This is a genomic window from Pseudomonas sp. S60 (assembly GCF_016647865.1).
GTDB lineage: Bacteria > Pseudomonadota > Gammaproteobacteria > Pseudomonadales > Pseudomonadaceae > Aquipseudomonas > Aquipseudomonas parafulva.
In genome coordinates this window covers 22,928-46,782 of the sequence record NZ_JACVVH010000024.1, presented here as the reverse complement: position 1 = coordinate 46,782, position 23,855 = coordinate 22,928, and the positions used below count along the sequence as shown (strand labels likewise).

Below are 23,855 nucleotides of genomic sequence, written 5' to 3'. Positions count from 1 at the left end.
TCTCGTCAGTCAGGCGTCGGCGTCAATCAGGCCGCCAGCGCGGGCCAGTTGGGCCAGATGGTGGTCGGCATCGCCGAACAGGATTTCGATCATCGACAGGCGGCGCATGTAGTGCCCCACCTGGCATTCCTCGGTCACGCCGATGCCGCCGTGCAGTTGCACCGCCTGCTGGGCGACGAAGCGCGCCGAGCGGTTGATCTGCACCTTGGCCGCGGCAATGGCGCGGCGCCGCTCGCGGGCGTCGTCGTCACTGGCCATCATGCTGGCGTACAGGGCCATGCTGCGGGCCTGCTCGATCATCACCAGCATGTCCACGGCACGGTGCTGCAGGGCCTGGAAGGAACCGATGGCGACACCGAACTGCTTGCGCACCTTGAGGTACTCGACGGTCATGTCGCAGGCCTGCTGCATGGCCCCGACGGCCTCGGCGCAGAGGGCCGCCAGCGCCGTGTCGACGGCCTTCTCGATCAGCGGCAGCGCCTGGCCGGCGACACCGAGCAAGGCGGCGTCGTCGACCCGCACGCCGTCGAGGGTGATGTCCGCCGCGCGTAGCCGGTCCTGGGTCTGGTAGCCGCGACGGCTGACGCCGGCGGCCTGGGCATCGACGAGGAACAGGGCCAGGCCCTCGGCATCGCGACGGCCACCGGAAACCCGTGCCGAGACGATCAACTGGTCGGCGCAGTCGCCGTGCAGCACATAGCGCTTGGCGCCATCGAGCACCCAGTCGTCGCCGTCGCGACGGGCACAGGTGGCCACGTCGGCCAGGTCATAGCGAGCCTGGGCCTCGCTGTGGGCGAAGGCCAGCAGGCGCTCGCCGGCGATCAGCGCCGGCAGCACATCGGCGCGTTGCGCCGCGTTGGCCGCGCTGGCGAACAGCCCGCCAGCCAGGACCACCGTGGCCAGGTAGGGCTCCAGCAGCAGGCCGCGACCGGCCGCCTCCATCACCGTCAGGGTGTCGGCCGGGCCGCCGTCGAAGCCGCCATCGGCTTCGGCGAACGGCAGGCCGAGCAGGCCCAGCTCGGCGTAATCGCGCCAGCGGTCACGGCTCCAGCCCTCGGCTTCGGCCAGGTAGCGGGTGCGCTGTTCGAAGCTGTAGCGGTCGGCCACCAGGCGATCGACCGCGTCCTTGAGCAAGCGTTGTTCTTCGTTCAGATCGAAATTCATGCTTAGAGTCCGAGCAGGGATTTGGCCAGGATGTTGTGCTGGATTTCGTTCGATCCACCGACGATGGAGACGTGACGCACCCAGTAGTAGTTGGGCGCGATGGTCCGCGCCCAGTCGTCCTCGCCCTCCACTTCACGCTCGCCGATGACGAACCCGTGGTCGTATTCCAGGGCGTTGTAGCCCGCCACTTCCATCAGCAGTTCGGTAGCGACCTGTTGCAGTTCCGAGCCCTTCATCTTCAGGATCGAGCTGCGCGGGTCCGGGGCATGGCCGTATTTCTCGCTGTCGGCGATGACGCGCATCTGGGTCATTTCCAGCGCCTTGAGCTCGACCTCCAGCGCGGCCACGCGCTCACGGAAGCGCGGCTCGTCCGCCAGCACGCCGTCGCCCACCACCACCTGGGCGGCCAGTTGCTTGGCGCGGCGCACGCGGAACTTCGACAGCCCGACCCGGGCGATACCGCCACGCTCGCTGCCGAGCAGGAACTTGGCGACATCCCAGCCACGGTTTTCCTCGCCGACCAGGTTGGCCACCGGGACCCGCACGTTGTCCAGGAACATCTCGTTGGTTTCATGGTGGCCATCGAGGGTGACGATCGGCCGGATGGAAATGCCCGGGGTCTTCATGTCCATCAGCAGGAAGCTGATGCCCTGCTGCTTCTTGGCGCTGGCATCGGTGCGCGCCAGGACGAAACACCAGTCGGCATGGTGGGCGGTGGACGTCCACAGCTTCTGGCCGTTGAGCACGTAGTGATCGCCATCGCGCACGGCACTGGTGCGCAGCGACGCCAGGTCCGAACCCGAGCCGGGCTCGGAGAAGCCCTGGCAGAACCAGTAGTCCATGTTGGCCACCCGCGGCAGGAAGTGCTCCTTCTGCGCCTGGGTGCCGAAGGCGGTCAGCACCGGGCCGATCATGTTCATGTTGAACGAGATCGGCTCGGGCGCCGGAGCCATGTGCAGCTCTTCCTTGAAGATGTAGTGCTGGGTGGCGCTCCAGGCCTGGCCGCCCCACTCCGGCGCCCAGGCCGGGCAGGACCAGCCCTTGGCATGCAGGATCTTCACCCAGCCGACCATTTCTTCCTTGGACAGCCGTTGGCCGAACTCGACCTTGCGCCGGATCGCAGGCGGTACCGCGTGTTTCAGGAACGCCCGGACCTCATCGCGAAAGGCCAGTTCCTCGGGGGTAAATCGCAATTCCATGGTGTTGTCCTCAGTCGATGACGCCCTGGCTGTGCAGGGCGGCGATCCGGGCGGGGTCGAACCAGGCGGCCAGGGCCGCATCGGTGTTCTGCGCGGTGATCGGTTGCGGGGCGAACGGGGTCGGCGGCACGCTGCGCGAGAAACGCGGCGCCGGTGCCGGCTGGGTGACCCCGTCGACCTCGATGAAGGTGCCGCGGGCACGCAGGTGCGGGTGCTGCGGTGCCTCGGTGAAACTCAGCACGCCGGCGGCGCAGGCATCGCTCGATTCGAGCAGCGCCGCCCATTCGTCACGGGTGCGACTGCGGAAACGCTCGGCGATCCGTTCCTTGGCGCCGGCCCAGGCCGAGCGGTCCATCTGCTCGCCGAGCAGCGCCGGGTCGAGGTCGATGAGCTGCAGCAGTTGCGCGTAGAACTTGCTCTCGATGGGGCCGATGCTCAGGTAGTTGCCATCGCTGCATTCGTAGCAGTCATAGAACGGCGAACCGCTGTCGGTGATGTTGGTGCCCCGCCCTTCCTTCCAGATGCCCGCGGCGAGCATGCCGAAGAAGGTGGTCGCCAGGTGCGCCGAGCCGTCGACGATGGCCGCGTCGACCACCTGGCCCTGCCCGGAGCCCTTGGCTTCGAGAATCCCGGCCAGCAGGCCGAGGGCCAGGTACAGCGAGCCGCCGGCGTAGTCGCCCAGCAGGTTCAGGGGGATGCTCGGCGGCTGGCCCTCGCGGCCGATGGCATCGAGGATGCCGGTCAGCGCCAGGTAGTTCAGGTCATGGCCGGCGTATTGCGCCAGCGGGCCGTCCTGCCCCCAGCCGGTCATGCGCCCGTAGACCAGGCGCGGGTTGCGCGCCAGGCAGTCGTCCGGGCCCAGGCCGAGGCGCTCGGTGACCCCGGGCCGGAAGCCTTCGATCAGCGCGTCGGCCTGCTCGACCAGTTGCAGCACGGTCTCGACGCCGGCCGGGTCCTTCAGGTCGACCGCGATGGCGTAGCGATTGCGCAGCAGGGTGTTGTATTGCAGCGGACGTTCGATCCCCAGCTTCACCGGCGCCTTGCGGTCGACGCGGATCACCGTTGCGCCGAGGTCGGCCAGGAGCATGGCGCACATCGGCCCGGGGCCGATTCCCGCCAGCTCGACCACCTTGATGCCGCTCAACGGGCCGGCCATTACTTGCGGCCCTCGCCGCGCATGGCCTGCCACTGCTCGTCGTTCCAGTCCTGCATGGCGCGGAAGGTCGGCCCGCCGACGCCCTGCATCCAGCGGCCGCCGTCGATAACCACCATGTCACCGGTGATGTAGCCGGAGCCGTCGCTGGCCAGGTAGCTGTACAGGTTGGCCAGTTCCTGGTGATCGCCGAAGCGGCGCAGCGGCACGCCCTTTTCCTGTGGCTCGACCTGCGAGCCCGCCGGGTACAGTTGCTCCCAGGCCCCGGGGGTGGGGAACAGGCCGGGGGCGACGCAGTTCAGGCGGATGCCCTTGGGCCCCCACTCCACCGCCAGGCTGCGGGTCATGGCCAGCACCCCGGCCTTGGCCGCGGCGCTGGGCGCGGTGAAGGCCGAACCGGTCATGGTCGGGGTGGACACGGTGCTGATCACGTTGCCCGGACGCCCCTCGGCGATCCAGCGCTTGCCGGCGGCGATGGTGCAATAGAAGCTGCCGTGCAGGACGATATCGAGTACCGCGTCCACCGCCCGCGGCGAGAGGGTTTCGGTGCGCGAGATGAAGTTCGCCGCGGCGTTGCACAGCAACACGTCCAGGGGACCGCTGCGCCAGATCTCTTCCATCATCGCCTCGACGGACTCGGCATCGCGCACGTCGGCCTGCACGGTGGCGACCTTCGCGCCAGGGAGGGCGTCGCGGAACTCCGCGGCCGTGGCCTCGAGCACGTCCTTGCGGCGACCGGCGATGACCAGCTCGGCCCCCAGTTCCAGGTAACGCTTGCCGATGCTTTTGCCAAGGCCGGTGCCGCCACCGGTGATGAGGATCTTTTTGCCTGCCAGAAGATTGCGCTCGAACATGGATTCAATTTCCGCTGAAAGTCGGTTTGCGTTTTTCCATGAAGGCCGCGACGGCCTCCTGGTGGTCCTGGGTCTGCCGGGTCAGCGGGTTGAGATCGACCTCGCGTCGCCAGGCGGCGTCGATGCTGTTGCCGCCCTGCACCAGCGATGCCTTGAGCAGGGCCAGGGTGACCGGCGGCAGCCGCGCCAGTCGCGCGGCCCGCTCGATGGCGGCCGGCAGCGCCTGGCCCGGGGCCACCACCTGGTTGAACAGGCCGATGCGCCCGGCCTCGACGCCATCGAACGCGGTGCCAGCGAGCATCAGTTCGCGGGCCTTGCCGGCGCCGACCTTCTGCGCCAGGGTCCACAGCAGCCCGGTGTCGGGCAGCAGGCCGACCTTGACGAAGGCGCAGGAAAGCTTCGCCGCCTCGCTGCCGACGGCCAGGTCGCAGGCCGCCGCCAGGGAAATGCCGGCGCCCATGCAGTTGCCCTCGACCGCCGCGACGATCGGCTTGTCGCCGGTGTACAGCAGGCGGAACAGGCGGGTGCCCACGGCGATGCGCTCGCGCATGGCGAGCAGGGACGGTGACACCTCGGTCATCTCGGACAGGTCGCCACCGGCGCAGAAGTGTCCGCCGGCGCCGGTCAGCACGATGGCCCGGCTGTCGGCATCCTCGTGCAACAGGTGCTGGAAGGTGTCCAGCAGTGCCAGGCGCATCTTCATCGAGAAGGCGTTGCGGCGTTCCGGGTAGTTCAGGGTGACGATGGCCACCTCGCCCTGGCGCTCGACCTGGACGATATCGGTGTGTTCGCTCATTTCAGACTCCTCACTGACCGGTGAAGACCGGCGTACGCTTCTCCAGGAAAGCGTGGGCCGCTTCCAGGTGGTCCTTGGACTGCCGCAGCAGGGGCTGGTAATCGATTTCGGCGCGCAGCGACGCATCCATGTCGTCGGCAGCGAAGGTCAGCGCGGACTTGATCAGGGCCATGGCCAGCGGTGGCTGCTGGGCCAGTTCGCGGGCATAGGCGATGGCCGCCGGCAGCGCCTGCCCCGGCTCGACCACGCGGTTGGCGAGGCCGATGCGCAGGGCTTCGGTCGCATCGATCTCGCGCGCCAGCGACAGCAGTTCGCGGGCCTTGGCCGGGCCGATCTTCTTCGGTAGGGTCCAGAGGATCCCGGTGTCGGGGATCAGCCCGATGCGCATGAAGGCTGCGCAGAAGCGCGCATCGGCGGCCGCCACCAGGTAATCGGTGGCCACCGCCAGCGACAGCCCCGCGCCGAAGGCAACGCCCTCGACCGCGCAGACCACCGGTTTCGGCCCGCCCAGCATGGTGCGCACGACCTCGCAGGACTCGGCGAGGATCTCGCGGCTCTGCAGGACGGTGCGCTTGGTCATCTCGCTGATGTCGGCACCGGCGCTGAAATGGCTGCCGGCCCCCGTCAGCACGATCGCCCTGGACTCGGGGTCCGCGGTCATCAATTGCTGCAGGGTGTTGCGCAGGGCCAGGCGCATCTGCCGGCCCATCGCGTTGCGTCGCAGCGGGTTGTTGATGGTCACGATGGCGACCTCGCCCTCGCGGCTGACCTGGATGCGCTCGTCGGTATGTTCGGTCACGTGGTATTCCTTCTCAGTTACCGACGAACACGGCCGGACGCTTTTCCATGAAGGCCGCGGCGGCCTCCTGGTGGTCCTGGCTGCGCCGCAGGATCGGCTGCAGGTTGACTTCGGTCTCGATGGCTTCGTCCAGCGAGGCGATGCCCCCGGCGAGCGCCGCCTTCAAATGGGCCACCGCCAACGGCGGCATGCGGGCGTACTGGCGGGCCACGACCAGCGCCGCGGCCAGCGTCTCGCCCGGCGCCGTCAACTGGTTGGCAAAGCCCATCTGCAGGGCCTGTTCGCCGTTGAACTCGTCCGCGCCGAGCATCAGTTCGCGGGCCTTGCCACCCCCGACGCGCTGGGCCAGCGACCAGAACAGGCCGGTATCGGGCATCAGCCCGACCTTGACGAAGGCGCAGGCGTAACGGGTGTCGCTGGCGCTGACCACATAGTCGCTGGCCGCCGCCAGGGACACCCCGGCGCCCATGGCGAAACCTTCGACGGCAGCCACCACCGCCTTGGGCCCCTCGACCATGAGGCGGAAGATGTTCAGCGGCAGCAGGTTGCGCTCGCGGTATTCGAGCACGGTGCGCTCCTTCATCTCGGAGATGTCGCCACCGGCACAGAACACCTGGCCGTGGCCGGTGAGCACGATGGCCCGGCACGTGGCGTCGTGGTGCATGAGGCGGTACAGGGTGTCGTACAGCGCCTGGCGGATCTTCAACGAGAAGGCGTTGCGCCGCTGCGGATAACTGAGGGTGACGATCGCCACGTCGCCGTCATGCTCGACCAGGACGTCCTGCGTGGTGTTGTCGGGGGCCTGGCTCATAGCGTTTCCTCCGTGCCGAGGATCACCGTCGCCTGGCTCGACAGCACGCCGCCGTTGCCGTGGGCGATGGCCAGGCGGGCGGCGTCCACCTGCCGGGCACCGCACTGGCCCATCAGTTGCTGGGTCGCCTCGACCATGGTGAACAGGCCATACATCCCCGGATGCACGCAGGACAGCCCGCCACCATTGGTATTCACCGCCAGCCTGCCGCCGGGGGCGATACCGCCATCGGCAACGAAGCGGCCACCCTCGCCCTTGGGGCAGAAACCAAGGTCTTCGAGGAACAGGATGGTGTTGATGGTGAAGGCGTCGTAGAGCATCACCACGTCGATATCCGCTGCGCCGACACCGGCCATGGCATAGGCGCGCTGCGCCGATTCCCGGGCGGCGGTGACGGTGAGGTCCTTCATCGAGGCGATTTCACGGTGCGAGGTGGCGGAGCCGGCACCCAGCAGGTAGGCCGGCCGGGCCACCAGGTCACGGGCGCGGTCGGCGCGCATCATCACCACGGCGGCCGCGCCGTCGGTCACCAGGCAGCAATCGCGCACGGTGAGCGGGTCGGACACCATGCGCGCGGCCAGCACGTCGTCGATGCCGAGGTCGTCGCGCATGTAGGCGTCAGGGTTGAGCTGCGCCCACTTACGCGCGGCGACCGCGACTTCGGCGAGCTGTTCGCGGGTGGTGCCGTACTGGTGCATGTGCCGGGCCGCGGCCAGGGCGTAGGACGACACCGGGTTCATCGGCCGGTAGGGCGTTTCCCAGGGAGACGGCCGGGACGACTGCACCAGCTTGCCGGAAGCGCTTTTCTGGTTGCTGCCGTAGGCGATCAGGGCCACGTCGATCTGGCCGCTGGCCAGGGCCATCGCGGCGGTGTGGGCATAGATCTGGAAGGCCGAACCGCCGGTGCGGTTGTTGTCGGTGAAGCGCGGGTGGATCCCCAGGTACTCGGAGAAGGTCAGCCCGGAAAGCATGTCGTCCGGCACGCTGACGAACAGCCCGTCGACATCGCCGGGGGTCAGCCCGACCTGGGCCAGGGCCCGCACACTGGCGGCCGCGGCGAGGTCCATGGAGGACTGGCCGGGGGCTTCGCCCATCCCGTAGGTGGCGGCAGACACGATTGCGGTCTGTCCACGCAAGCTCTGATACATATCGACTCCTGCCTTGTTCTTGTCGGTGCAGGTTGAAGAAGCGTTCGATGGCGCAGGCCGGCTCAGGCCGGCTCGAACACGAGAACGGCGGCCGCGGGATCGTCGCGGAGGATCTTTGCCTTGACCGCCATGCCGATCCGCACCGCTTCGGCCTCGATGCCCTCGACGCGGCTCATCAGCCGCACGCCTTCCTCGAGGTCGATCAAGGCAACGTTGTAGTGGGGGGTCGGCGGGCGCTGGCGCACCACGGTGGTGGAATAGACGGTGCCGCGGCCGCTGGCCTCGACCCACTCCAGATCGGTGTTGCCGGTCACGGGTTCCGCGACACGCGGGTAGAAGACATAGCCGCCACTCTGGCGACTGCGCTGAAGCATGAAACGCCCCTCACCCAGGAAGCGCTGATAGTCGAGTTCCGGTTTCAGGCTGTGCATGGCGCCCTCCCTTGAGTGGCCGATAGCGCTTTTATTGAACGACGTTCGGAATGATAAACGCCGTTCAAAGAATGCGTCAAGCCATCGGCCGGATCGGCCCTGCATCTTTATGCATCATTCCAAACAACGTTTCCATAACTCCGTGAAAGAAGCGACCTACCTTCTATCGGTCCGCCTGCCAGGGAACCGCCGGCAATCCCTGGGGATCGGGCAAAGCCAGGGATGGCGCGGGGTGTACGTCGGTCGAGCATTCACCGGGTTACTTGACACATTTCATGAACGTCGTTTACGTTTACGAACATCGTTCAGAAATACATCATCCTGGACCATGCCCGCCCCGCCGCAGCAAGCCCATGAGGGAGTCAGCGAAACCGTGAATTACGAATTGACCGAAGAACAGCGCCAGATCCAGGACCTGATTCGCCGGGTTGCCCGCGAGAAGGTGGCCCCGCGGGCCGACGAGATCGACCGCAGCGCGGAGTACCCGCACGACATGTTCGCCCTGCTCAAGGAACTGGGCCTGTTCGCCCTGCCCTTCCCCACCGAATACGGCGGCACCAACAGCCTGTTGTCGGCCTGCATCGCCGTCGAGGAGCTGGGTCGCGTCTGCTACAACACCGGCTACCTGCTGGTGGTGCAGTGGACGCCGTTCGGCGCGATCCTGGCCGGCGGCACCGAGGAGCAGAAGCAGCGCCTGCTGCCGGGCCTGGCCAGTGGCGACCTGCGCGGGGCGCTCTCGCTGACCGAACCGCAAAGCGGCTCGGACGTGTCGGGCATCAAGACCACCGCACGCCGGGTCGAGGGCGGCTACCAGCTCAATGGTTCGAAGATCTGGTGCACCAACTCGCACATTGCCGACTTCATCCTGGTCGCTGCGCGCACCGTCGACGAAAGCGGTGCGCCGCTGGGCATCAACCTGTTCATCGTCGACCGCGCGACCCCGGGCCTGAGCATCGGCGCCCACGAAAGCAAGATGGGCGCGCGCGGCGTGCCGGCCTGCCCGCTGTTCTTCGACGAAGCCTTCGTGCCCGTGGCCAACCGGGTCGGTCCGGAAGGCGGCGAAGGCTTCAAGGTGGCCATGGAAGCCCTCAACACCAGCCGCCCGTTGATCGCCGCGCGGGCCGTCGGCCTGGCCCAGGGCGCCATCGACCACTCGGTCGACTACGTCAAGGAGCGGGTCGCCTTCAAGCAGAAGATCAGCGACTTCCAAGGCGTGCGCTGGATGATCGCCGACATGGTCACCCAGACCGAAGCGGCTCGCCAGCTGGTGTACCGCGCCGCCTCGATGGTCGATGCCGGCATCACCGGGCGCGCCCTCGCGCCGATGGCCGCCATGGCCAAGATGTTCGCCTCCGATGTCGCGATGAAGGTCGCCACCGACGCCGTGCAGCTGTTCGGCGCCGCCGGCATCTCCAACGAGTACCCGATCAATCGCTATTTCAGGGACGCCAAGGTGGTCCAGATCATCGAGGGCACCAACCAGATCCAGCGCAACATCGTTGCCGACAGCGTGCTCGGCCGCACCAACCGTGGCGAGGCCAAGCCCCGCTAAGGGCCTTGCGATCCACCCCCAAACCCCGCAATCAACAACAAGACAGGGAACAGATATGGAGCAGTTCGAAACCGTAGGCCTGGGCATCCATTGGGAAGACCTCCCGGTAGGGCGCCGTTTCAAAACCGTCGGGCGCACCGTGACCGAAGCCGACGTGGTCAATTTCGTCTCGGTGACCGGCATGCTGGAAGTGCTCTTCACCAACGTCGAGTTCCTCAAGGAACAGTCGGCCATCAAGGGCCGGGTCGCCCCCGGGGCCCTGGTCTTCACCTTCGCCGAGGGCCTGTTGACCCAGGCCACCATGCAGGGCGTGGGCTTCGCCTTCCTGAACATGGAACTGGACATCAAGGGGCCGGTGTTCGTCGGCGACACCATCCACGTCGAATGCGAAGTGATCGAGTGCCGCGAAAGCAAGAACCGCCCGGGCCTGGGCCTGGTGCGCACGCGCAACCGCATCTACAAGCAGGACGGTACGCTGGTGCAGGAGTACACCCCCCTGCGCCTTGTCAAGGGCAAGGACTACAGGGCTGACTGATCATGGCGCAACGGGCATTGGAGCAAGCGACCGGCCCGCTCACGGGGCTGCGGGTCATCGACCTGACCATCAACGTGCTGGGCCCCGTCGCCACCCAGATTCTTGGCGACATGGGTGCCGACGTGATCAAGGTGGAGCCGCCCAGCGGCGACCAGAACCGCCAGAACGGCCCCGGGCGCAACCCGGGAATGTCGGTCTTCTACCTCATCATGAACCGCAACAAGCGCAGCATCGTCCTGGACCTCAAGCAGCCGGACTGCATGGAAGCGCTGATGAAGCTGGTGGAAACCGCCGACGTCATCGTCCACAGCATGCGCCCCAGCGCCGCCAAGCGCCTGGGCATCTGCTACGAGAAGATCCGCGAGCGCAACCCGCGGATCATCTACGCCTTCGCCCCGGGCTACCGGGGCGACGGCCCGTACAAGGACATGCCGGCCTTCGATGACGTGATCCAGGGCGAAAGCGGCCTGGCCGCGATCAACCGCGATGCGGACGGTCGTCCGCGCTATTTCCCCACGGTGATCGTCGACAAGTTCTGCGGCTACGTCCTGGCGTCCTCGATCAGCATGGCGCTCTATCACCGCGAGCGTACCGGCCAAGGCCAGGAAGTGCTGGTGCCGATGCTCGAGACCATGCTGCAGTTCAACCTGTTCGAGCACCTCTGGGAAGGCGCCCTGGGCGAGTCCGACGGCCAGGGCCTTGGCTACACGCGGATGTTCTCCCCGCACCGCCGGCCCTACGCCACCCAGGATGGCTACATCTGCCTGCTGGCGGTCAACGACGAGCAGTGGCGCCGCGTACTGACGGCCATCGGCCGCCCGGAACTGCTGGAAGACCCGCGCTTCTGCCGCATGACCGAGCGCATGCGCAACATCAACGAGCTCTACGGCATCCTCGGCGACGCCATTTCCAGGCAGCCCTCGGCCTACTGGGAAAAGACCTTCGCCGAGGCGGATGTGCCCCACGGCCAGGTCCGCGAGCTCAACGAGCTGATGCAGGACGAATACCTGCGCACGACCGGTTTCTTCCGCAAGGTGGAGCACCCGACCGAGGGCAACCTGGTGATGACCTCGATCCCCGTGCAGTTCTCCGCCTCGCCCGGCAACGTGCGCTACCTGCCGCCCAACCTCGGCGAGCACAGCCAGGAAGTGCTGGGTGCGCTGGGCTACAGCGCCGAGCAGGTCGAGCGCCTCAGTGCCACGCGCACCGGCGCCCCGCAGTCACCTCCCGTTTCCCATGCCGCTGGCAGCGAGGGCATGTCCATTGAAATCGCGGCGCAGCCGCGTTCCTAGCCGTTCATCCAGGGGTACCGAGCATGAAAGGATTGCAAGACAAAGTGGTAGTGGTCACCGGCGGCGCCGGCGGCATCGGCAGCGCCATCTGCCAGCGCTTCGCCGAAGCGGGTTCGCGGGTGGCGGTGTTCGACCTGAACGCCGAGGCCGCCAGCCGCCTGGTCGGCGAGATCGAAAGCAGCGGCGGCCGCGCGCGCGCCTACAGCGTCGACATCACCGACCATGAAGGCGTGCACGCCGCGGTGGCGCAGGTCGAAGAGGAGCTGGGGCCGATCGATGTGCTGGTCAACAACGCCGGCTGGGACACCGGTGCCTTCTTCCTGCAGACCGAAAAACCGTTCTGGGACAAGGTGGTCGCCATCAACCTCTACGGCCCGCTGAACATGCACCACGCGGTGCTGCGCCGGATGAGCGAGCGCGGCCGCGGGCGGGTGGTGAACATCGCCTCCGACGCCGGCCGTGTCGGCTCCTCGATGGAGGCCGTGTACTCCTTCTGCAAGGGCGGTCTGATCGCCTTCACCAAGACCATGGCGCGGGAAATGGCCCGCCAGCAGATTCCGGTCAACGTCGTCTGCCCAGGTCCTACCGCCACCGCGCTGCTGGACAACCTGGCCCAGGGCGAAAAAGGCGAGCGGATCAAGGCTGGCCTGGTCAAGGCCGTGCCGTTCGGACGCATGGGCCAGCCCGAAGACATCGCCGGCAGCGTGCTGTTCCTCGCCAGCGACGACGCCGCGTTCATCACCGGCCAGGTGATCAGCGTTTCCGGCGGCCTGACCATGGTCGGCTGAACCCGACCTTTCCCCCTATCCAGGAGCAGCACATGGAATTTCGCGACATTCTCTACACCGAAGACAACGGCATCGCCACCATCACCATCAACCGCCCGCAGGTGTACAACGCGTTCACCGCCAACACCTGCGAGGAACTGATCCAGGCCTTCAGCCAGGCTGGCTACAACAAGGACATCGGCGTCGTGGTGCTGACCGGTGCCGGCGACAAGGCCTTCTGCACCGGCAGCGACCAGTCCGGCGGCCGCCATCAGGGCCGCGGTGTGGTCGGCCTGCCGATCGAGGAACTGCAAAGCATCATCCGCGACATCCCCAAGCCGGTGATCGCCCGGGTCAATGGCTACGCCATCGGCGGCGGCAACGTGCTGGTCACCCTGTGCGACCTGGCCATCGCCGCGGACACCGCCCAGCTCGGCCAGGTCGGGCCGAAGGTCGGCTCGGTCGACCCGGGTTTCGGCACCGCCCTGCTCGCCCGCCTTGCCGGTGACAAGCGCGCCCGCGAGATCTGGTACCTGTGCCGCCGCTACAGCGCCAAGCAGGCGCTGGACTGGGGCCTGGTCAACGCCGTGGTGCCGGCCGACCAGCTGGACGCCGAGGTCAAGCAATGGTGCGACGACATCCTGCAGATGAGCCCGACCGCCATCGCCCTGGCCAAGCGCTCGTTCAACATGGACAACGAGAACATCCGCGGCATCGGCGCCTTCGCCATGCAGGCGCTGGCCATGTACTACGACACCGACGAGTCCCGCGAGGGCGGCAATGCCTTCCGCGAGAAGCGCAAGCCGGAGTTCCGCAAGTACGTGAAGTGATCCAGGGGCGGCCGCAAGGCCGCCTTCCACCCTTCAAGCCACCTGCCCTCGCACCACAGGAATAACAACAATGACGGCTTCTGTCAGTGCAATCCCCACCTCGCGCCCCTGGCCCCTGGTCTTCTGGGCGGTCCTGGGCAGCGCGTTCCTCGCGCTCCAGCTGAATGTTTATGCGGCCTGGATCGGCTCCGACGACTTCAGGCCGAGCGAGCGCGGCAGCGACCCGATTCCCGATTACTCGCGCTGGGCCATGACGATCTACGAAGTGCTGAGCCTGGCGACCCTGGCCATCGCGCTGGTCTGGTTCGTGCGTGGCTGGCGCCGCAGCGGCCACCTCGACAGCACCCGGCTGATGATGATCGGCTGGCTCTCGGCCTACTGGCTGGACCCGTTCCTGAACTTCCTGCGACCGATGTTCACCTACAACGCCTACGCCTTCAATTACGGCTGCTGGTGTGAATTCATCCCTGGCTGGCAGACGCCCAACGGCTCGCGCATCGCCGAACCGCTGTTGATCGATGGTCCGGCGTACTTCTACTCCTTCGCCGGCACTGCGCTGATCGGCCTGGCCTTCATGCGCAAGGCGCAGGCACGCTTCCCGCGGCTGGGCATCGCCGGGCTGACCCTGGCCGGGTTCAGCGGGGTCTGGCTGTCCATGGGCCTGCTGGACATCGTCGCCACCCGCACTTCGACGCCTGGCCGGGGGCCTTCCACGCCTGGTCGTTCTGGGGGGGTGATTTCTACCAGTTCCCCATCTACGAATTCATTCTCTTCCCGTCGACCTTCATCGCCTGCGCCTTCCTGCTGATGCATGCCGACGCCCGCGGCCATACCGCGATCGAGCGCGGCATCGAGCACTTCGCCTCCTCGCCGCGGCTGGCCACGGTCATGCGTGTCCTGGCGTTCATCGCCTTCTGCAATGTGCTCAATCTCGCCTACACCACGGCCATGGGCGTCCATGCGCTGTATGTCGATCCCTGGCCGGGCAACATGCCCAGCTGGTTGAGCAACGAGCAGGTGCCGATCGGCGCACACTGATCCACGAGCATGCTTGGTCACCTTTCGGGGTGATGCGTTTGCCGCCTGGTACCAGCCAGGCGGCTTTTTTTTGCCCGTCAGTGTGTGGCGCGAGCATCCGCCTCGATCAGCGCATGACCCGCCATAGGCCCGATTTCACTGACACCACCATCCACCGGCAGATGCACCCCGGTCACGAAACGCGCCTCGTCACTGGCCAGGAAGCGCACCGCATGGGCGATATCCCAGGCGTCACCCTCCAGCCCCAGCGGGCCGACATTACGCCGCTTGGCCCTCATCTCCTCCGGCAGCAGCGACTGCGCCAGGGGCGTCAGCACATGCCCGGGGGCGACCGTGTTGGCGCGGATGCCCTGGCGTCCGTAAAGCACCGTCAATTCCCGGGCCAGCGCAGCCATCGCCGCCTTCGACGGGCCGTAGGCCAGGCTGCCATGGGCACGGATGCCGGCGATGGAGGAAATGTTGATGATCGACCCTGCGCCATTGCGGATCATGGCCGCCACCGCGTAGCGACTCATGAGCATGGCGCTGGTCAGGTTCAGGTCGAGCACCCGCGACCAGGCAGACTCGTCCTCGGCGTCCAGCGCCACCGGCGTTGCCACGCCGACGTTGTTGACCAGGATATCGAGGCGACCATAGCGGCCCAGGGTTTCTTCGACGAAACGCGAGCAATCGGCCCGGGCCGTGACATCACCGGCCGCGACGAAGGCTTCCCCGCCCATGTCCTGGATGGTTGCGCAGGTCTGCTCGGCGCGCTCGGCATCGCGGTCGACCAGGCAGACCCTGGCACCCTCGCCGGCAAGCACGATGGCGATCGCCTTGCCGATGCCGATGCCGTCACCGTCGGTGCCGGCGCCCGTGACGAGGGCGACCTTGCCGGCCAGGGTGGCGTTGTACTGTGTGGGTTGTGGCATTGCTTCGCTTCTCCGGATTTGGGAAAGATCGACGGACAGCACGAACCCCGGCCGCTTCGATCAAAGAGGCCGGGGTCGCTGTCCTGCACGTGCATCGATGTGCCGCGTCAGTGGATGGAGCGCACCAGCGTGGCGCCGCGGCCGTCCCGGGAGTTGACGATCACCTGCTCGCCGGCCTGGAAGGTCGCCGGGATCTGCGCGCCTTCGCGCTTCTTGCCGTCGGTGCCACGGACGTAGGTACCGGCATCGACGACAAAGGATTCCTGCGCCCCGGTGCGGTCATTGCGCAGGGTGACCTGGTTTTCATCGATGCTGACCAGCTGACCGATCGACGGGACCTTGCCCGATGCCTCGGTGACACGGATATCCATCGACAGGCGGAAGCGATCCCTGGACAGGTTGGTCAGGCCGCTGTGCGGCAGGTTGAGGTCGAACAGGACGATGTCGCCCGGCGCGAAATCGGCGCGCTTCCAGCCGTCCAGCGACACCACTTCCGGCGGGATCGGGAACAGCGGCGGCTTGCTCAGGTCATGCAGGATCGGCCCGCGGTGCGCGCCTTCGATCCAGGCGCAGCCACCGGTCTGCTCGTCGATATGGTCCAGTGGCACCCAGCAGATCTTCATCGGCATGTCGCGGCTGTAGAAGCCGTCCTGATGCGGATAGATGAAGCGGCTCGCGGCCGGGTCGTCGACCGGCGGGTTGGCCCGGTACTCGGCAATCGGCAGCCAGAAGGGATCGTCGCCGAGAATGGCTTTCAAGGTGGCGACGATGCGCGGGTTTTCGGTGAGCATGGTATGGATGTTGCGCGTGTTGAATTCACCCACGCGGGACAACTCGGCCGGGGTCACGGTCTTGTCGGCGAAACCGGAACCGTTGTAGCGGTTCTCGGTGACGCCGGGGTCGATCAGGCCGTTGCGCTGCAGGTAGTCGATCCATAGCCCGCGCATCTCGGTGATGACGTCCTGGTCGAGCACGCCCTTGAAGTACCAGTAGCCGTCCCGCTCCCAGGCCTGGTCGAGGGCCTGGCGGTCGCCAAGCAGGTGATTGGCGGTTTTCAACTGGCCCATGCGCGGCTGGTCGGGCGATACAGGCTGTGCGTTGTTATTGTTCATACACCCTCTCTTTCGGTTCTTGTCGTGGTGCAACTGACCACGGTTTTCCGGATTCATGCTGACACCGGTGCGCAGGCCCACACAGGGGCCTGCGCGACATAAACGGTGGGTGGATTCAACACCCGGCGATGGCGCGCAAGCGTTGCTCGATCACCGCATGGGCGTCGCTCATGATCGTCTGCACCAGGTCGCGGCAGTCGGGAACATCGTGGATCAGCCCGATGCCGACGCCTGCCGCATAGGCACCATCGTCCGGATCGCCCCGCTCGGCGGCATTGACCCAGCGCTGGCTGCTGGCCATGGACAGGACTTCGTCGTGGAACGCAGGCCCCAAGCGCTCCAGTTCGAGGATGTGATCGGTAAAGGCGTTCTTCAGGACCCGGGTCGAGTCGCCGAGGGAGCGGCAGATCAGCGTCGTATCGCGCTCGGAGGCTTCCAGGTAGCGGCGCTTGACCGCCTCGGCCATCGGCGACTCCTTGACCATCAGGAACCGCGTGCCCATCGATATGCCCTCGGCACCGAGGGCAAGCGCGGCCACCAGTCCGCGGCCATCGGCGAAGCCGCCGTTGGCCACCACCGGGATCTTCAAGCGCTCGACCGCCGCAGGGATCAGGACCATGTTCGGTACCTGGTCTTCCCCCGGATGGCCGGCGGCCTCGAAGCCGGTCAGGCTGACCGCGTCGGCCCCCAGTTGCTCGGCCTTCAGGGCGAAACGGACCGAGGTGCACTTGTGCAGCACCTTGATCCCGGCTTCCTTGAAGGCAGCGATGAAGGTGGCCGGATTGCCCCCGGCGGTCTCGACGCAGGACACCCCGGCATCGAGGATCACCCGCGCGCTGTCCTCCGGCTTGACGCTCAGCTTGGGCAGGATGGTGAGGTTGACGCCGAACGGCTTGTCGGTCAGCGCGCGGACTTTCTCGATCTCCGCGCGCAGCGCGGCGGGCGAGGCGAAACTGTGCGCCGACAGGAACCCGAGCCCACCGGCATCGGACACCGCCGCCACCAACTCGGCTCGCGAGACGTGGCGCATGCCGCCCTGGATCAATGGGTACTGGATACCGAAGAGCTCGGTGATTCTGGTCTTGAACATGACGGGTCCGCGTTGGTTGGATTGGCGAGCGGCATGCAACGTCGAGGCGGGTTTTGCCTGGCAGAACTACACACCTATATGTGAACGATATTCAAAATATAGCCATAGTGTTGGCAGGTCAATCCGATGGGTGAACGCGCCAGCGCGGCGACCCGGGGCAGGCTTGATCGCCAGCCAGCACTGGACTATGTTGAAACCCCATTCATATAGCAGAACAAGCCAGACGAACCCAGGGCATACCGGCTGTTCTCCCGAGCCGGCTCGCGTAGGACCTTCCGGCCAAGGAGAGAGAAAGATGGCGGGCTTCGCGGTCATCGGCCTGGCCGATGCCTATATCTCCAGCCTGGGGATATTCCTCGACACCTTCGAACTCATCCGCCGCCAGGTCACCCAGCTGTATCGGACCCGTGAGCCCGTGGCGATGCAGAGCCAGGTCCACCTGCTCAGCCCCGCCGGGCGGACGGTGCGCATGGCCGGGGGGCGCACGCTGAAGGCCGATGGCGGCCTGGACAACCCAGTGCAATACGACCTGGTCTACCTGCCCGGCTTCCTGGTCGGCGACGCCGCCGCACTGGACGCCCGGCTCGCCGGCGAGGCCGCGCTATGCCGCTGGCTGGTCCGCCAGCATGCCGGCGGGGCACGTATCGCCGCCAGCGGGGCCGCGGTGTTCCTGCTCGCCGAGGCCGGGTTGCTGGAGGATGGCAGCGTGGCCGTCGGCAAGGCCCTGGTGCCCTGGTTTCGCCGACGCTACCCGCGGATCACGGTCGATCGCCGGGCCGCCGTGGTCGAGCACCAGCGCGTGGTCAGCGCCGTCGGCCTGGCCGCCGACGCGCAGCTGCTGGCACGCCTGACGGAGCTGGTCACCACGCCAGAACTGGGCGGCTGGCTACGCGATGTCACCAGCCTCGACCCGGCCGCGGACGAGCGCCTGTCCGACGACCCGCTGACCGCCAACGCCCAGCGTTGGCTGGAGGAGCGCTTCGCCCAGGACGTGCGCATCAGCGACCTGGCGAGTGCCATGTCGGTCAGCCAGCAGACCTTGCTGCGCCACTTCCAGCGCCACCTCAAGCAAACCCCCCAGGAATACGTGCGCCACACGCGGATACGCTCGGCGCAGGAGATGCTCCTGCGCACCAGCCGCAACATTGGCCAGATCGCCACATTGGTTGGCTACAACGACATTCCGAGCTTTCGCAAGGTCTTCCGCGAGCTGACCGGGAGCAGCCCCAGCCAGTACCGCGCCCGCGCCGGCAGCCCCCCGGAATCGCCCCCGACACGCGCTTGACCAAAGGAGCGCAGCGTTTATATTATCGACCGTCGTTCACAAAAATGCATGGAGATAATATGAACAAGCACCTCCGCAGCTCGGAATACCTGCTGTTCAGCGTCGAGAACCGCATCGCCCGGATCACCCTGAACCGCCCCGACAAACGCAACGCCCTGCACCCTGCCCTGCTCGCCGAGTTGCGTGACGCGCTGCTGGAGGCCGATGACCGCAACGACGTCAACGTGGTCATCCTCGAAGGCGCCGGCAAGGACTTCTGCGCCGGCTACGACCTGGCAGGCGCCTACGCCGGCTTCAAGGACGGCACCCCGCCGTGGGACGAAACCCGCTACCGCACCATCAACAAGACCGTCGACGACGACTGCTGGAACATGGAGCAGACCCAGAAGCTGAACATGGTGCTGTTCGACATGCACAAGCCGGTGATCGCCAGGGTCCAGGGCAACTGCCTGGCCGGCGGCACCGACCTGGCGCTGATGTGCGACTTCGTCATCTGCGCCGAAAACGCCAAGATCGGCTTCCCCGCCGCCCGCGCCAATGGCACGCCGCCGATCCAGATGTGGGTCTACCACGTCGGCCCGCAGTGGGCCAAGCGCATGATGATGACCGGCGACAATCTCTGGGGCCGCGAAGCCGCACGCATCGGCCTGGTGCTCGATGCGGTGCCGGTGGAACAACTGGATGACGCGGTCAACGAACTGGCACGCCGGATCAGCTTCGTCGACGCCGAGCTGCTGTCCTCGCACAAGCGCATCATCAATGCCGCGCTGGAACTGCAGGGCGCCCGCACCCTGCAACGCTTCGCCGTCGAAATGGACGCCCGCGCGCACCTCAGCCAGGGGCCGCGCCGCACCCAGTTCAAGGCCGACATGGCCGAGTACGGCCTCAAGGACGCCCTGAAGAAACGCGACGAGCCGTACGGCGACAACATGGTCAAGGCCCATTGGCTCAACGGCGAGCAAGGAGCGTAATGATGAGCGAGAACTTCCTGGTCGACGAACCGCTCGAAGGCGTCAAGCGCATCACCATCAACCGCCCCGAGTCCACCAACACCTTCCAGTTCGAGATGTACACGGAGCTGGCCGAGCTGTTCAAGCAGATCAAGTACGACCCGCGCACCCGGGTGGTGATCCTGACCGCGGCCGGCAACCGGCACTTCTGCACCGGCCACGACCTGAAGAACCCCGGCACCGCCGACTGGGTGCCGGACGGCGTCGGCAAGCCGTTCTTCTCGCGCTACACCATCGACGTCATCGCCTCGCTGCCGGTGCTGATGCGCAACCTGCCGCAGCCGGTGATCTGCGCGGTCAACGGCACGGTGGCCGGCATGGCGCTGGCCTTCCCGCTGGCGGCGGACATCACCCTCGCGGCGAAATCGGCGAAGTTCGTCAACGCCATCCATAACGCCGGCTCCGGCGCCGAGCTGGGCATCAGCTACCTGCTGCCGCGCGCCGTGGGCGCCCAGCGCGCCGCCGAGTTCCTCTACACCTCGCGCCCGGTCCTGGCCGACGAAGCCGAGCGCATCGGCCTGGTGCTCAAGGCCGTGCCGGACGAAGAACTGCAGGACGCCTGCCTGGAGATCGCCAGGAACATCGTCGCCAATGTGCCGATGGGTATCTGGGTCACCAAGCAATCGCTGTGGCAGAACATGAATGCCGGCAGCCTCGAACAGGCCATCGAGCTGGAAAGCCGCGGCGTGTATGTCGCCCAGTCCACCGAGGACAAGGTCGAGAAGCAGAGGGCGTTCTTCGAGAAACGCGCGCCGCAGTTCAGCTTCAAGTAATCCGCCAGCGCCAGGGCCGTCCTGACGGCCCTTTTTCCAGCAGCCAGTGGCGGCCCGTGCCGCCACCGAGGAGATAACCCGTGAATTTCCAGACCATTCGCTACGAGGTCAGCGACCGCATCGCGACGGTGACCCTCAACCGTCCTGAAGTCTTCAACGCCATGAACCCGCTGATGATGAACGAGCTCATCGCGGTCTTCGACGAAACCGACCGCGACGACGCGGTCCGCGCCGTGGTGATCACCGGCGAGGGCAAGGGCTTCTGCGGCGGCGCCGACCTGTCCAAGGGTGCCGACATCTTCGACAAGGACAAGAACGGCAGCGCCGAGAAGGAAAGCCCGTTCCGCGCCGACGGCAGCTTCGACTACAGCAAGGAGTCGGCCCGCGACGGTGGCGGCAAGCTCGCCCTGCGCATTTTCAACAGCCTCAAGCCGGTGATCGGCGCGATCAATGGCGCAGGCGTCGGCATCGGCGCCTCGATGCTGCTGCCGATGGACATCCGCATCGCCAGTGAAAAGGCCCGCCTGGGCTTCGTCTACGCGCGCCGCGGCATCGTCTACGAGTGCTGCTCGTCCTGGTTCCTGCCGCGCATCGTCGGCATCACCAAGGCCCTGGAGTGGAGCTTCAGCGGCCGCGTCATGCCGGCCGAGGAGCTCAAGGCCGGCGGCCTGGTCAGCGAAGTGGTGGCCCACGAGCAACTGCTGCCGCGTGCCTACGAAATCGCCCGGGAAATCGCCGACAACACGGCGCCGGTCTCGGTCGCGCTGATGCGCCAGATGGCCTGGCGCAGCCTGGGCATGTCGCACCCGATGGAAGCGCACCGCATCGAAAGCCGCGGCATCTGCACCCGGGGCCGCAGCCCCGATGCAAAGGAAGGCGTGCAGTCCTTCGTCGAAAAGCGCCTGCCGGACTTCGCCTGCAGTGTCTCACAGGACATGCCCGACTACTTCCCGTGGTGGGAAGAGCCTGCGTATTCCTAACCCAAACGAACGGGAACCGCAGCCTTCCCGGCGCTTCAGGACCAGACCATGAAAACAACAATCACAGAACTGTTTGGCATCGACTACCCGATCCTCAACGCGGGCATGGGGCGGGTCGCCTTCCCCAACATGGTGGCCGCCGTGTCCAACGCCGGCGGCCTGGGCGTCTACGGGGCGGGTTCCAATCCCCCCGAGGTCACCCGCGCGGCGATCCGCGAGATCCGTTCGCTGACCGACAAACCGTTCGGCGCCAATGCCCCGCTGGCCTTGCCCAACGGCATGGCCAACGCCAAGGTGCTGCTGGAAGAGAAGGTCCCGGTGATCAACTACTCCATGGGCAAGGGCGACTGGATCGTCAAGGCCGCCCACGCCTACGGTGGCAAGGTGGTCGCGTCGGTGAGCGACGTGCGCCTGGCCCAGCGAGCCGAAGCGCATGGCTGTGACGCAGTGATCGCCGCCGGGTTCGAAGCCGCCGGCCACGCCGGGGAAATCGGCACCTTCGTGCTGGTCCCGCGCCTGGCCGAACTGCTGAAGATCCCGGTGATCGCCGCCGGTGGCGTGGCCAACGGCGCCGGGCTGGTCGCCGCGCTCGCCCTGGGCGCCGGCGGGGTCTCGATGGGTACCCGCTTCTGGACCACCCAGGAAGGCCCGATGCACGCCAACTTCAAGAACAAGGCCGTGGAACTCGACGTCCAGGACACCGTGTTCTCCGACCGTTTCGACGGCATTCCCTGCCGGCAGATGAAGACCGCCGCCGCCGAGCGCATGGTCAACGCCAAGATGCTCAACGTCTGGGAGATCTTCCTGAACTCCTTCACCATCGCCAGGGAGCTGAACATTCCCTGGTTCAAGCTGGCCAAGTCGACGCTGTCGCTGGGGCCGCGCCAGGTCGAATCGATGATGCGCATGTCGCAGATGCTCAAGATGCACGGGCTGACCATGTCGACCGGAGACCTGGACAAGGGCATGACCGCCTCCGGGCAGTCGGTGGGCCTGGTGCACGACCTGCCGACCATCGCAGTGCTGATGAAGGCCATCGTCGACGAAGCCGAAGCCGTGCAACGACGCCTGGCAGGCCAGGTGCCCACGCAGGAAGCCTGGAAGGACAAGGTCGGCTAGCCGGCCCGGGTTCCTTCCCATCATCGATTTCCAGGGAGCTCCACATGAGCGACGACTACAGCGAAAAATACAACCGCATCCAGCATTCCAGTTCCGGCATTACCCTGCAGGACGAAGGAACGCACTTCGAGGCCCTGGCCCTGCCCTCCAGCCAGACCGACCTGTGGGAGGAGACCGCGCTGGGCGTGGTCGCCGAAGCGGGTGACTACGACGTCCTGCTCTGGGCTGCCGGCTACGCCCTGTTCGGCAATGGCAAGGGCATCTGGGGGCCGGGCGCGTCCGCCGAACGGGAAATCCAGCTGATCGCCGTGCCCAAATCGTCACGCGGGCGCATGAGCGACAACCACTTCGTCCGGGTTGGCTGGACACCCGGCGAACGACTGCAGGGCGAGCGGTTCTCGGTCAGCAGCAGCGACGACGCCGTGACCTGGGACTTCGACGGGCTGAAGTTCATTGCCAGCCCGCCACAATGGCAGCTCCAGGGCAAGGCCGGCGACGCCGAGTTCGATCTGCTCTACACCCAGAAAGGCAGCCCCCTGTGGAACTGGGGGCCGTTCGCCAAGGCGCATGAGAGTGACCGTGCCGGCTACGATGCCTTCGTCGACGTCCAGGGACGCATCCAGACCAGCGCCTACACGCTCGATATCACCAAGGGCTACGGGGTGCGCGAGCACATCCTCACCGGCCAGTCCAATGACCCGGTGCGCAACCTGCCCGCCCCGAACTGGATGTGGTGGCTTTACTCGATCAAGGACGACGTCAAGATCAACTTCTTCCAGCCGCGGGACGGGATGCTGCTGGGCTTCGTCAAATATGGCGAGGACCAGCAGGTCAACATCAACCCCGCAACCGGCAACGGGACCCTGCGTTTCGAGGTCACGCAGAAGTGGGAAGACCCGCGCACGGGCATGAACATGCCGGTCAAATGGCACCTGAGCATGGCCAACGGCGACACCTGCGTGGACGTGAAGGTCGCGGCCCATGGCCGGGCCTACAGTTTCTGGCCCACCTCGACCGGCACGCGCATGTACTGCTACCTGCTGTCGACGATGAGCGGAACGGTGAAACTGCCCGACGGTCGCACGCTGGAGCTGGATAACCACCTGACCGTGAACTCGTTCTGCCGCACCGTGCTTACGGCCAATGAGACCAGTATGGGGCCGGTATTCAGCCGGGACTGATACGGGGTTGAAATACAGCGGTGAC

General features: G+C 66.6%; 25 protein-coding genes. 13 read left to right on the top strand and 12 right to left on the bottom strand.

The genetic code is table 11. From position 1 onward, the window contains the following. Nucleotides 1-9: 9 nt before the first annotated feature. From IAE33_RS13925 to IAE33_RS13885, 9 genes are all read right to left on the bottom strand, one after another. Nucleotides 10-1,164 carry an acyl-CoA dehydrogenase family protein gene (locus tag IAE33_RS13925; RefSeq protein ID WP_201163916.1) on the bottom strand — a complete coding sequence of 385 codons (1,155 nt, stop codon included), beginning with the start codon at nt 1,162-1,164 and terminating at the stop codon, nt 10-12. Between the two features lie 2 nt (nt 1,165-1,166). Beyond that, nucleotides 1,167-2,363 (bottom strand): acyl-CoA dehydrogenase family protein, encoded by a 1,197-nt coding sequence (locus IAE33_RS13920; RefSeq protein WP_064301368.1) that lies wholly within the window; start codon nt 2,361-2,363, stop codon nt 1,167-1,169. 10 nt (nt 2,364-2,373) lie between these two features. After that, nucleotides 2,374-3,519: a CaiB/BaiF CoA transferase family protein gene (locus IAE33_RS13915; protein ID WP_201163956.1), complete on the bottom strand. Its 1,146-nt coding sequence runs from the start codon at nt 3,517-3,519 to the stop codon at nt 2,374-2,376. Next, nucleotides 3,519-4,370, bottom strand: coding sequence for an SDR family oxidoreductase (locus IAE33_RS13910; protein ID WP_201163915.1), 852 nt, complete (start codon nt 4,368-4,370; stop codon nt 3,519-3,521). The genes IAE33_RS13915 and IAE33_RS13910 overlap by 1 nt, the downstream gene beginning before the upstream one ends. A 4-nt stretch (nt 4,371-4,374) precedes the next feature. Beyond that, nucleotides 4,375-5,166 carry an enoyl-CoA hydratase/isomerase family protein gene (locus IAE33_RS13905; protein ID WP_064301370.1) on the bottom strand — a complete coding sequence of 264 codons (792 nt, stop codon included), beginning with the start codon at nt 5,164-5,166 and terminating at the stop codon, nt 4,375-4,377. Between the two features lie 10 nt (nt 5,167-5,176). Further along, on the bottom strand, nt 5,177-5,965 hold the full coding sequence (locus tag IAE33_RS13900; protein ID WP_201163914.1) for an enoyl-CoA hydratase/isomerase family protein: 789 nt from the start codon (nt 5,963-5,965) through the stop codon (nt 5,177-5,179). A gap of 13 nt (nt 5,966-5,978) precedes the next feature. Continuing rightward, on the bottom strand, nt 5,979-6,776 hold the full coding sequence (locus tag IAE33_RS13895; protein ID WP_064301372.1) for an enoyl-CoA hydratase/isomerase family protein: 798 nt from the start codon (nt 6,774-6,776) through the stop codon (nt 5,979-5,981). Continuing rightward, the gene (locus IAE33_RS13890; protein WP_064301373.1) at nt 6,773-7,924 is read right to left on the bottom strand and encodes a thiolase; all 1,152 of its coding nucleotides are present in this window, start codon (nt 7,922-7,924) and stop codon (nt 6,773-6,775) included. Before IAE33_RS13890 ends, IAE33_RS13895 begins: the two co-directional genes overlap by 4 nt. A 62-nt stretch (nt 7,925-7,986) precedes the next feature. Further along, entirely contained in the window at nt 7,987-8,355 is a 369-nt protein-coding gene (locus IAE33_RS13885; protein WP_064301374.1) for a Zn-ribbon domain-containing OB-fold protein, read from the bottom strand. A gap of 373 nt (nt 8,356-8,728) precedes the next feature. Here IAE33_RS13885 and IAE33_RS13880 point away from each other — a divergent pair, with 373 nt between their 5' ends. The 7 genes from IAE33_RS13880 to IAE33_RS24735 all read left to right on the top strand — a co-directional run bounded on the left by IAE33_RS13880 (nt 8,729) and on the right by IAE33_RS24735 (nt 14,369). Continuing rightward, nucleotides 8,729-9,907 carry an acyl-CoA dehydrogenase family protein gene (locus IAE33_RS13880; RefSeq protein WP_201163913.1) on the top strand — a complete coding sequence of 393 codons (1,179 nt, stop codon included), beginning with the start codon at nt 8,729-8,731 and terminating at the stop codon, nt 9,905-9,907. A 55-nt stretch (nt 9,908-9,962) separates the two neighbouring features. Continuing rightward, complete coding sequence (locus IAE33_RS13875; RefSeq protein WP_201163912.1) at nt 9,963-10,442, top strand: MaoC family dehydratase; 480 nt, start codon at nt 9,963-9,965, stop codon at nt 10,440-10,442. A gap of 2 nt (nt 10,443-10,444) precedes the next feature. After that, nucleotides 10,445-11,734 (top strand): CaiB/BaiF CoA transferase family protein, encoded by a 1,290-nt coding sequence (locus IAE33_RS13870; protein ID WP_201163911.1) that lies wholly within the window; start codon nt 10,445-10,447, stop codon nt 11,732-11,734. Nucleotides 11,735-11,757: 23 nt separating this feature from the next. Next, nucleotides 11,758-12,522 carry a glucose 1-dehydrogenase gene (locus IAE33_RS13865; protein WP_201163910.1) on the top strand — a complete coding sequence of 255 codons (765 nt, stop codon included), beginning with the start codon at nt 11,758-11,760 and terminating at the stop codon, nt 12,520-12,522. Between the two features lie 32 nt (nt 12,523-12,554). After that, complete coding sequence (locus IAE33_RS13860) at nt 12,555-13,331, top strand: enoyl-CoA hydratase-related protein (RefSeq protein WP_064301378.1); 777 nt, start codon at nt 12,555-12,557, stop codon at nt 13,329-13,331. Nucleotides 13,332-13,401: 70 nt separating this feature from the next. Then, entirely contained in the window at nt 13,402-14,139 is a 738-nt protein-coding gene (locus IAE33_RS24740; RefSeq protein ID WP_201163909.1) for a spirocyclase AveC family protein, read from the top strand. After that, a complete protein-coding gene (locus IAE33_RS24735) occupies nt 14,085-14,369 on the top strand; it encodes a spirocyclase AveC family protein (RefSeq protein ID WP_442967377.1) in 285 nt (94 codons plus the stop codon). The genes IAE33_RS24740 and IAE33_RS24735 overlap by 55 nt, the downstream gene beginning before the upstream one ends. 77 nt (nt 14,370-14,446) lie before the next feature. Here IAE33_RS24735 and IAE33_RS13845 read toward each other — a convergent pair whose 3' ends face one another. From IAE33_RS13845 to IAE33_RS13835, 3 genes are all read right to left on the bottom strand, one after another. Then, nucleotides 14,447-15,280 carry an SDR family NAD(P)-dependent oxidoreductase gene (locus IAE33_RS13845; protein WP_201163907.1) on the bottom strand — a complete coding sequence of 278 codons (834 nt, stop codon included), beginning with the start codon at nt 15,278-15,280 and terminating at the stop codon, nt 14,447-14,449. Between the two features lie 107 nt (nt 15,281-15,387). Next, nucleotides 15,388-16,392, bottom strand: a complete 1,005-nt coding sequence (locus IAE33_RS13840) for a phytanoyl-CoA dioxygenase family protein (protein WP_201163906.1) — start codon at nt 16,390-16,392, stop codon at nt 15,388-15,390. A gap of 115 nt (nt 16,393-16,507) precedes the next feature. Next, nucleotides 16,508-17,482 carry an NAD(P)H-dependent flavin oxidoreductase gene (locus IAE33_RS13835; protein ID WP_201163905.1) on the bottom strand — a complete coding sequence of 325 codons (975 nt, stop codon included), beginning with the start codon at nt 17,480-17,482 and terminating at the stop codon, nt 16,508-16,510. Between the two features lie 295 nt (nt 17,483-17,777). Between IAE33_RS13835 and IAE33_RS13830 the strand changes: the two genes are divergently transcribed. The 6 genes from IAE33_RS13830 to IAE33_RS13805 all read left to right on the top strand — a co-directional run bounded on the left by IAE33_RS13830 (nt 17,778) and on the right by IAE33_RS13805 (nt 23,830). Beyond that, nucleotides 17,778-18,767, top strand: a complete 990-nt coding sequence (locus IAE33_RS13830; RefSeq protein ID WP_201163904.1) for a GlxA family transcriptional regulator — start codon at nt 17,778-17,780, stop codon at nt 18,765-18,767. Between the two features lie 59 nt (nt 18,768-18,826). After that, a complete protein-coding gene (locus tag IAE33_RS13825; protein WP_064301383.1) occupies nt 18,827-19,738 on the top strand; it encodes a crotonase/enoyl-CoA hydratase family protein in 912 nt (303 codons plus the stop codon). A 2-nt stretch (nt 19,739-19,740) separates the two neighbouring features. Continuing rightward, entirely contained in the window at nt 19,741-20,550 is an 810-nt protein-coding gene (locus IAE33_RS13820; protein WP_201163903.1) for an enoyl-CoA hydratase-related protein, read from the top strand. Between the two features lie 80 nt (nt 20,551-20,630). Further along, on the top strand, nt 20,631-21,530 hold the full coding sequence (locus IAE33_RS13815; RefSeq protein ID WP_201163902.1) for a crotonase/enoyl-CoA hydratase family protein: 900 nt from the start codon (nt 20,631-20,633) through the stop codon (nt 21,528-21,530). 48 nt (nt 21,531-21,578) lie between these two features. Further along, nucleotides 21,579-22,649, top strand: coding sequence for an NAD(P)H-dependent flavin oxidoreductase (locus IAE33_RS13810; RefSeq protein WP_201163901.1), 1,071 nt, complete (start codon nt 21,579-21,581; stop codon nt 22,647-22,649). Between the two features lie 44 nt (nt 22,650-22,693). Continuing rightward, on the top strand, nt 22,694-23,830 hold the full coding sequence (locus IAE33_RS13805) for a hypothetical protein (protein ID WP_201163900.1): 1,137 nt from the start codon (nt 22,694-22,696) through the stop codon (nt 23,828-23,830). Nucleotides 23,831-23,855 lie beyond the last annotated feature (25 nt).

Coding starts and splice junctions, on each gene's coding strand:
- IAE33_RS13895 (WP_064301372.1), bottom strand. CDS start 6,776: ATGAGCCAGGCCCCCGACAACACCACGCAGGACGTCCTGGTCGAGCAT.
- IAE33_RS13865 (WP_201163910.1), top strand. CDS start 11,758: ATGAAAGGATTGCAAGACAAAGTGGTAGTGGTCACCGGCGGCGCCGGC.
- IAE33_RS13915 (WP_201163956.1), bottom strand. CDS start 3,519: ATGGCCGGCCCGTTGAGCGGCATCAAGGTGGTCGAGCTGGCGGGAATC.
- IAE33_RS13890 (WP_064301373.1), bottom strand. CDS start 7,924: ATGTATCAGAGCTTGCGTGGACAGACCGCAATCGTGTCTGCCGCCACC.
- IAE33_RS13875 (WP_201163912.1), top strand. CDS start 9,963: ATGGAGCAGTTCGAAACCGTAGGCCTGGGCATCCATTGGGAAGACCTC.
- IAE33_RS13925 (WP_201163916.1), bottom strand. CDS start 1,164: ATGAATTTCGATCTGAACGAAGAACAACGCTTGCTCAAGGACGCGGTC.
- IAE33_RS13825 (WP_064301383.1), top strand. CDS start 18,827: ATGAACAAGCACCTCCGCAGCTCGGAATACCTGCTGTTCAGCGTCGAG.
- IAE33_RS24740 (WP_201163909.1), top strand. CDS start 13,402: ATGACGGCTTCTGTCAGTGCAATCCCCACCTCGCGCCCCTGGCCCCTG.
- IAE33_RS13870 (WP_201163911.1), top strand. CDS start 10,445: ATGGCGCAACGGGCATTGGAGCAAGCGACCGGCCCGCTCACGGGGCTG.
- IAE33_RS13840 (WP_201163906.1), bottom strand. CDS start 16,392: ATGAACAATAACAACGCACAGCCTGTATCGCCCGACCAGCCGCGCATG.
- IAE33_RS13835 (WP_201163905.1), bottom strand. CDS start 17,482: ATGTTCAAGACCAGAATCACCGAGCTCTTCGGTATCCAGTACCCATTG.
- IAE33_RS13845 (WP_201163907.1), bottom strand. CDS start 15,280: ATGCCACAACCCACACAGTACAACGCCACCCTGGCCGGCAAGGTCGCC.
- IAE33_RS13860 (WP_064301378.1), top strand. CDS start 12,555: ATGGAATTTCGCGACATTCTCTACACCGAAGACAACGGCATCGCCACC.
- IAE33_RS13910 (WP_201163915.1), bottom strand. CDS start 4,370: ATGTTCGAGCGCAATCTTCTGGCAGGCAAAAAGATCCTCATCACCGGT.
- IAE33_RS13920 (WP_064301368.1), bottom strand. CDS start 2,363: ATGGAATTGCGATTTACCCCCGAGGAACTGGCCTTTCGCGATGAGGTC.
- IAE33_RS13805 (WP_201163900.1), top strand. CDS start 22,694: ATGAGCGACGACTACAGCGAAAAATACAACCGCATCCAGCATTCCAGT.
- IAE33_RS13810 (WP_201163901.1), top strand. CDS start 21,579: ATGAAAACAACAATCACAGAACTGTTTGGCATCGACTACCCGATCCTC.
- IAE33_RS13905 (WP_064301370.1), bottom strand. CDS start 5,166: ATGAGCGAACACACCGATATCGTCCAGGTCGAGCGCCAGGGCGAGGTG.
- IAE33_RS13820 (WP_201163903.1), top strand. CDS start 19,741: ATGAGCGAGAACTTCCTGGTCGACGAACCGCTCGAAGGCGTCAAGCGC.
- IAE33_RS13885 (WP_064301374.1), bottom strand. CDS start 8,355: ATGCACAGCCTGAAACCGGAACTCGACTATCAGCGCTTCCTGGGTGAG.
- IAE33_RS13830 (WP_201163904.1), top strand. CDS start 17,778: ATGGCGGGCTTCGCGGTCATCGGCCTGGCCGATGCCTATATCTCCAGC.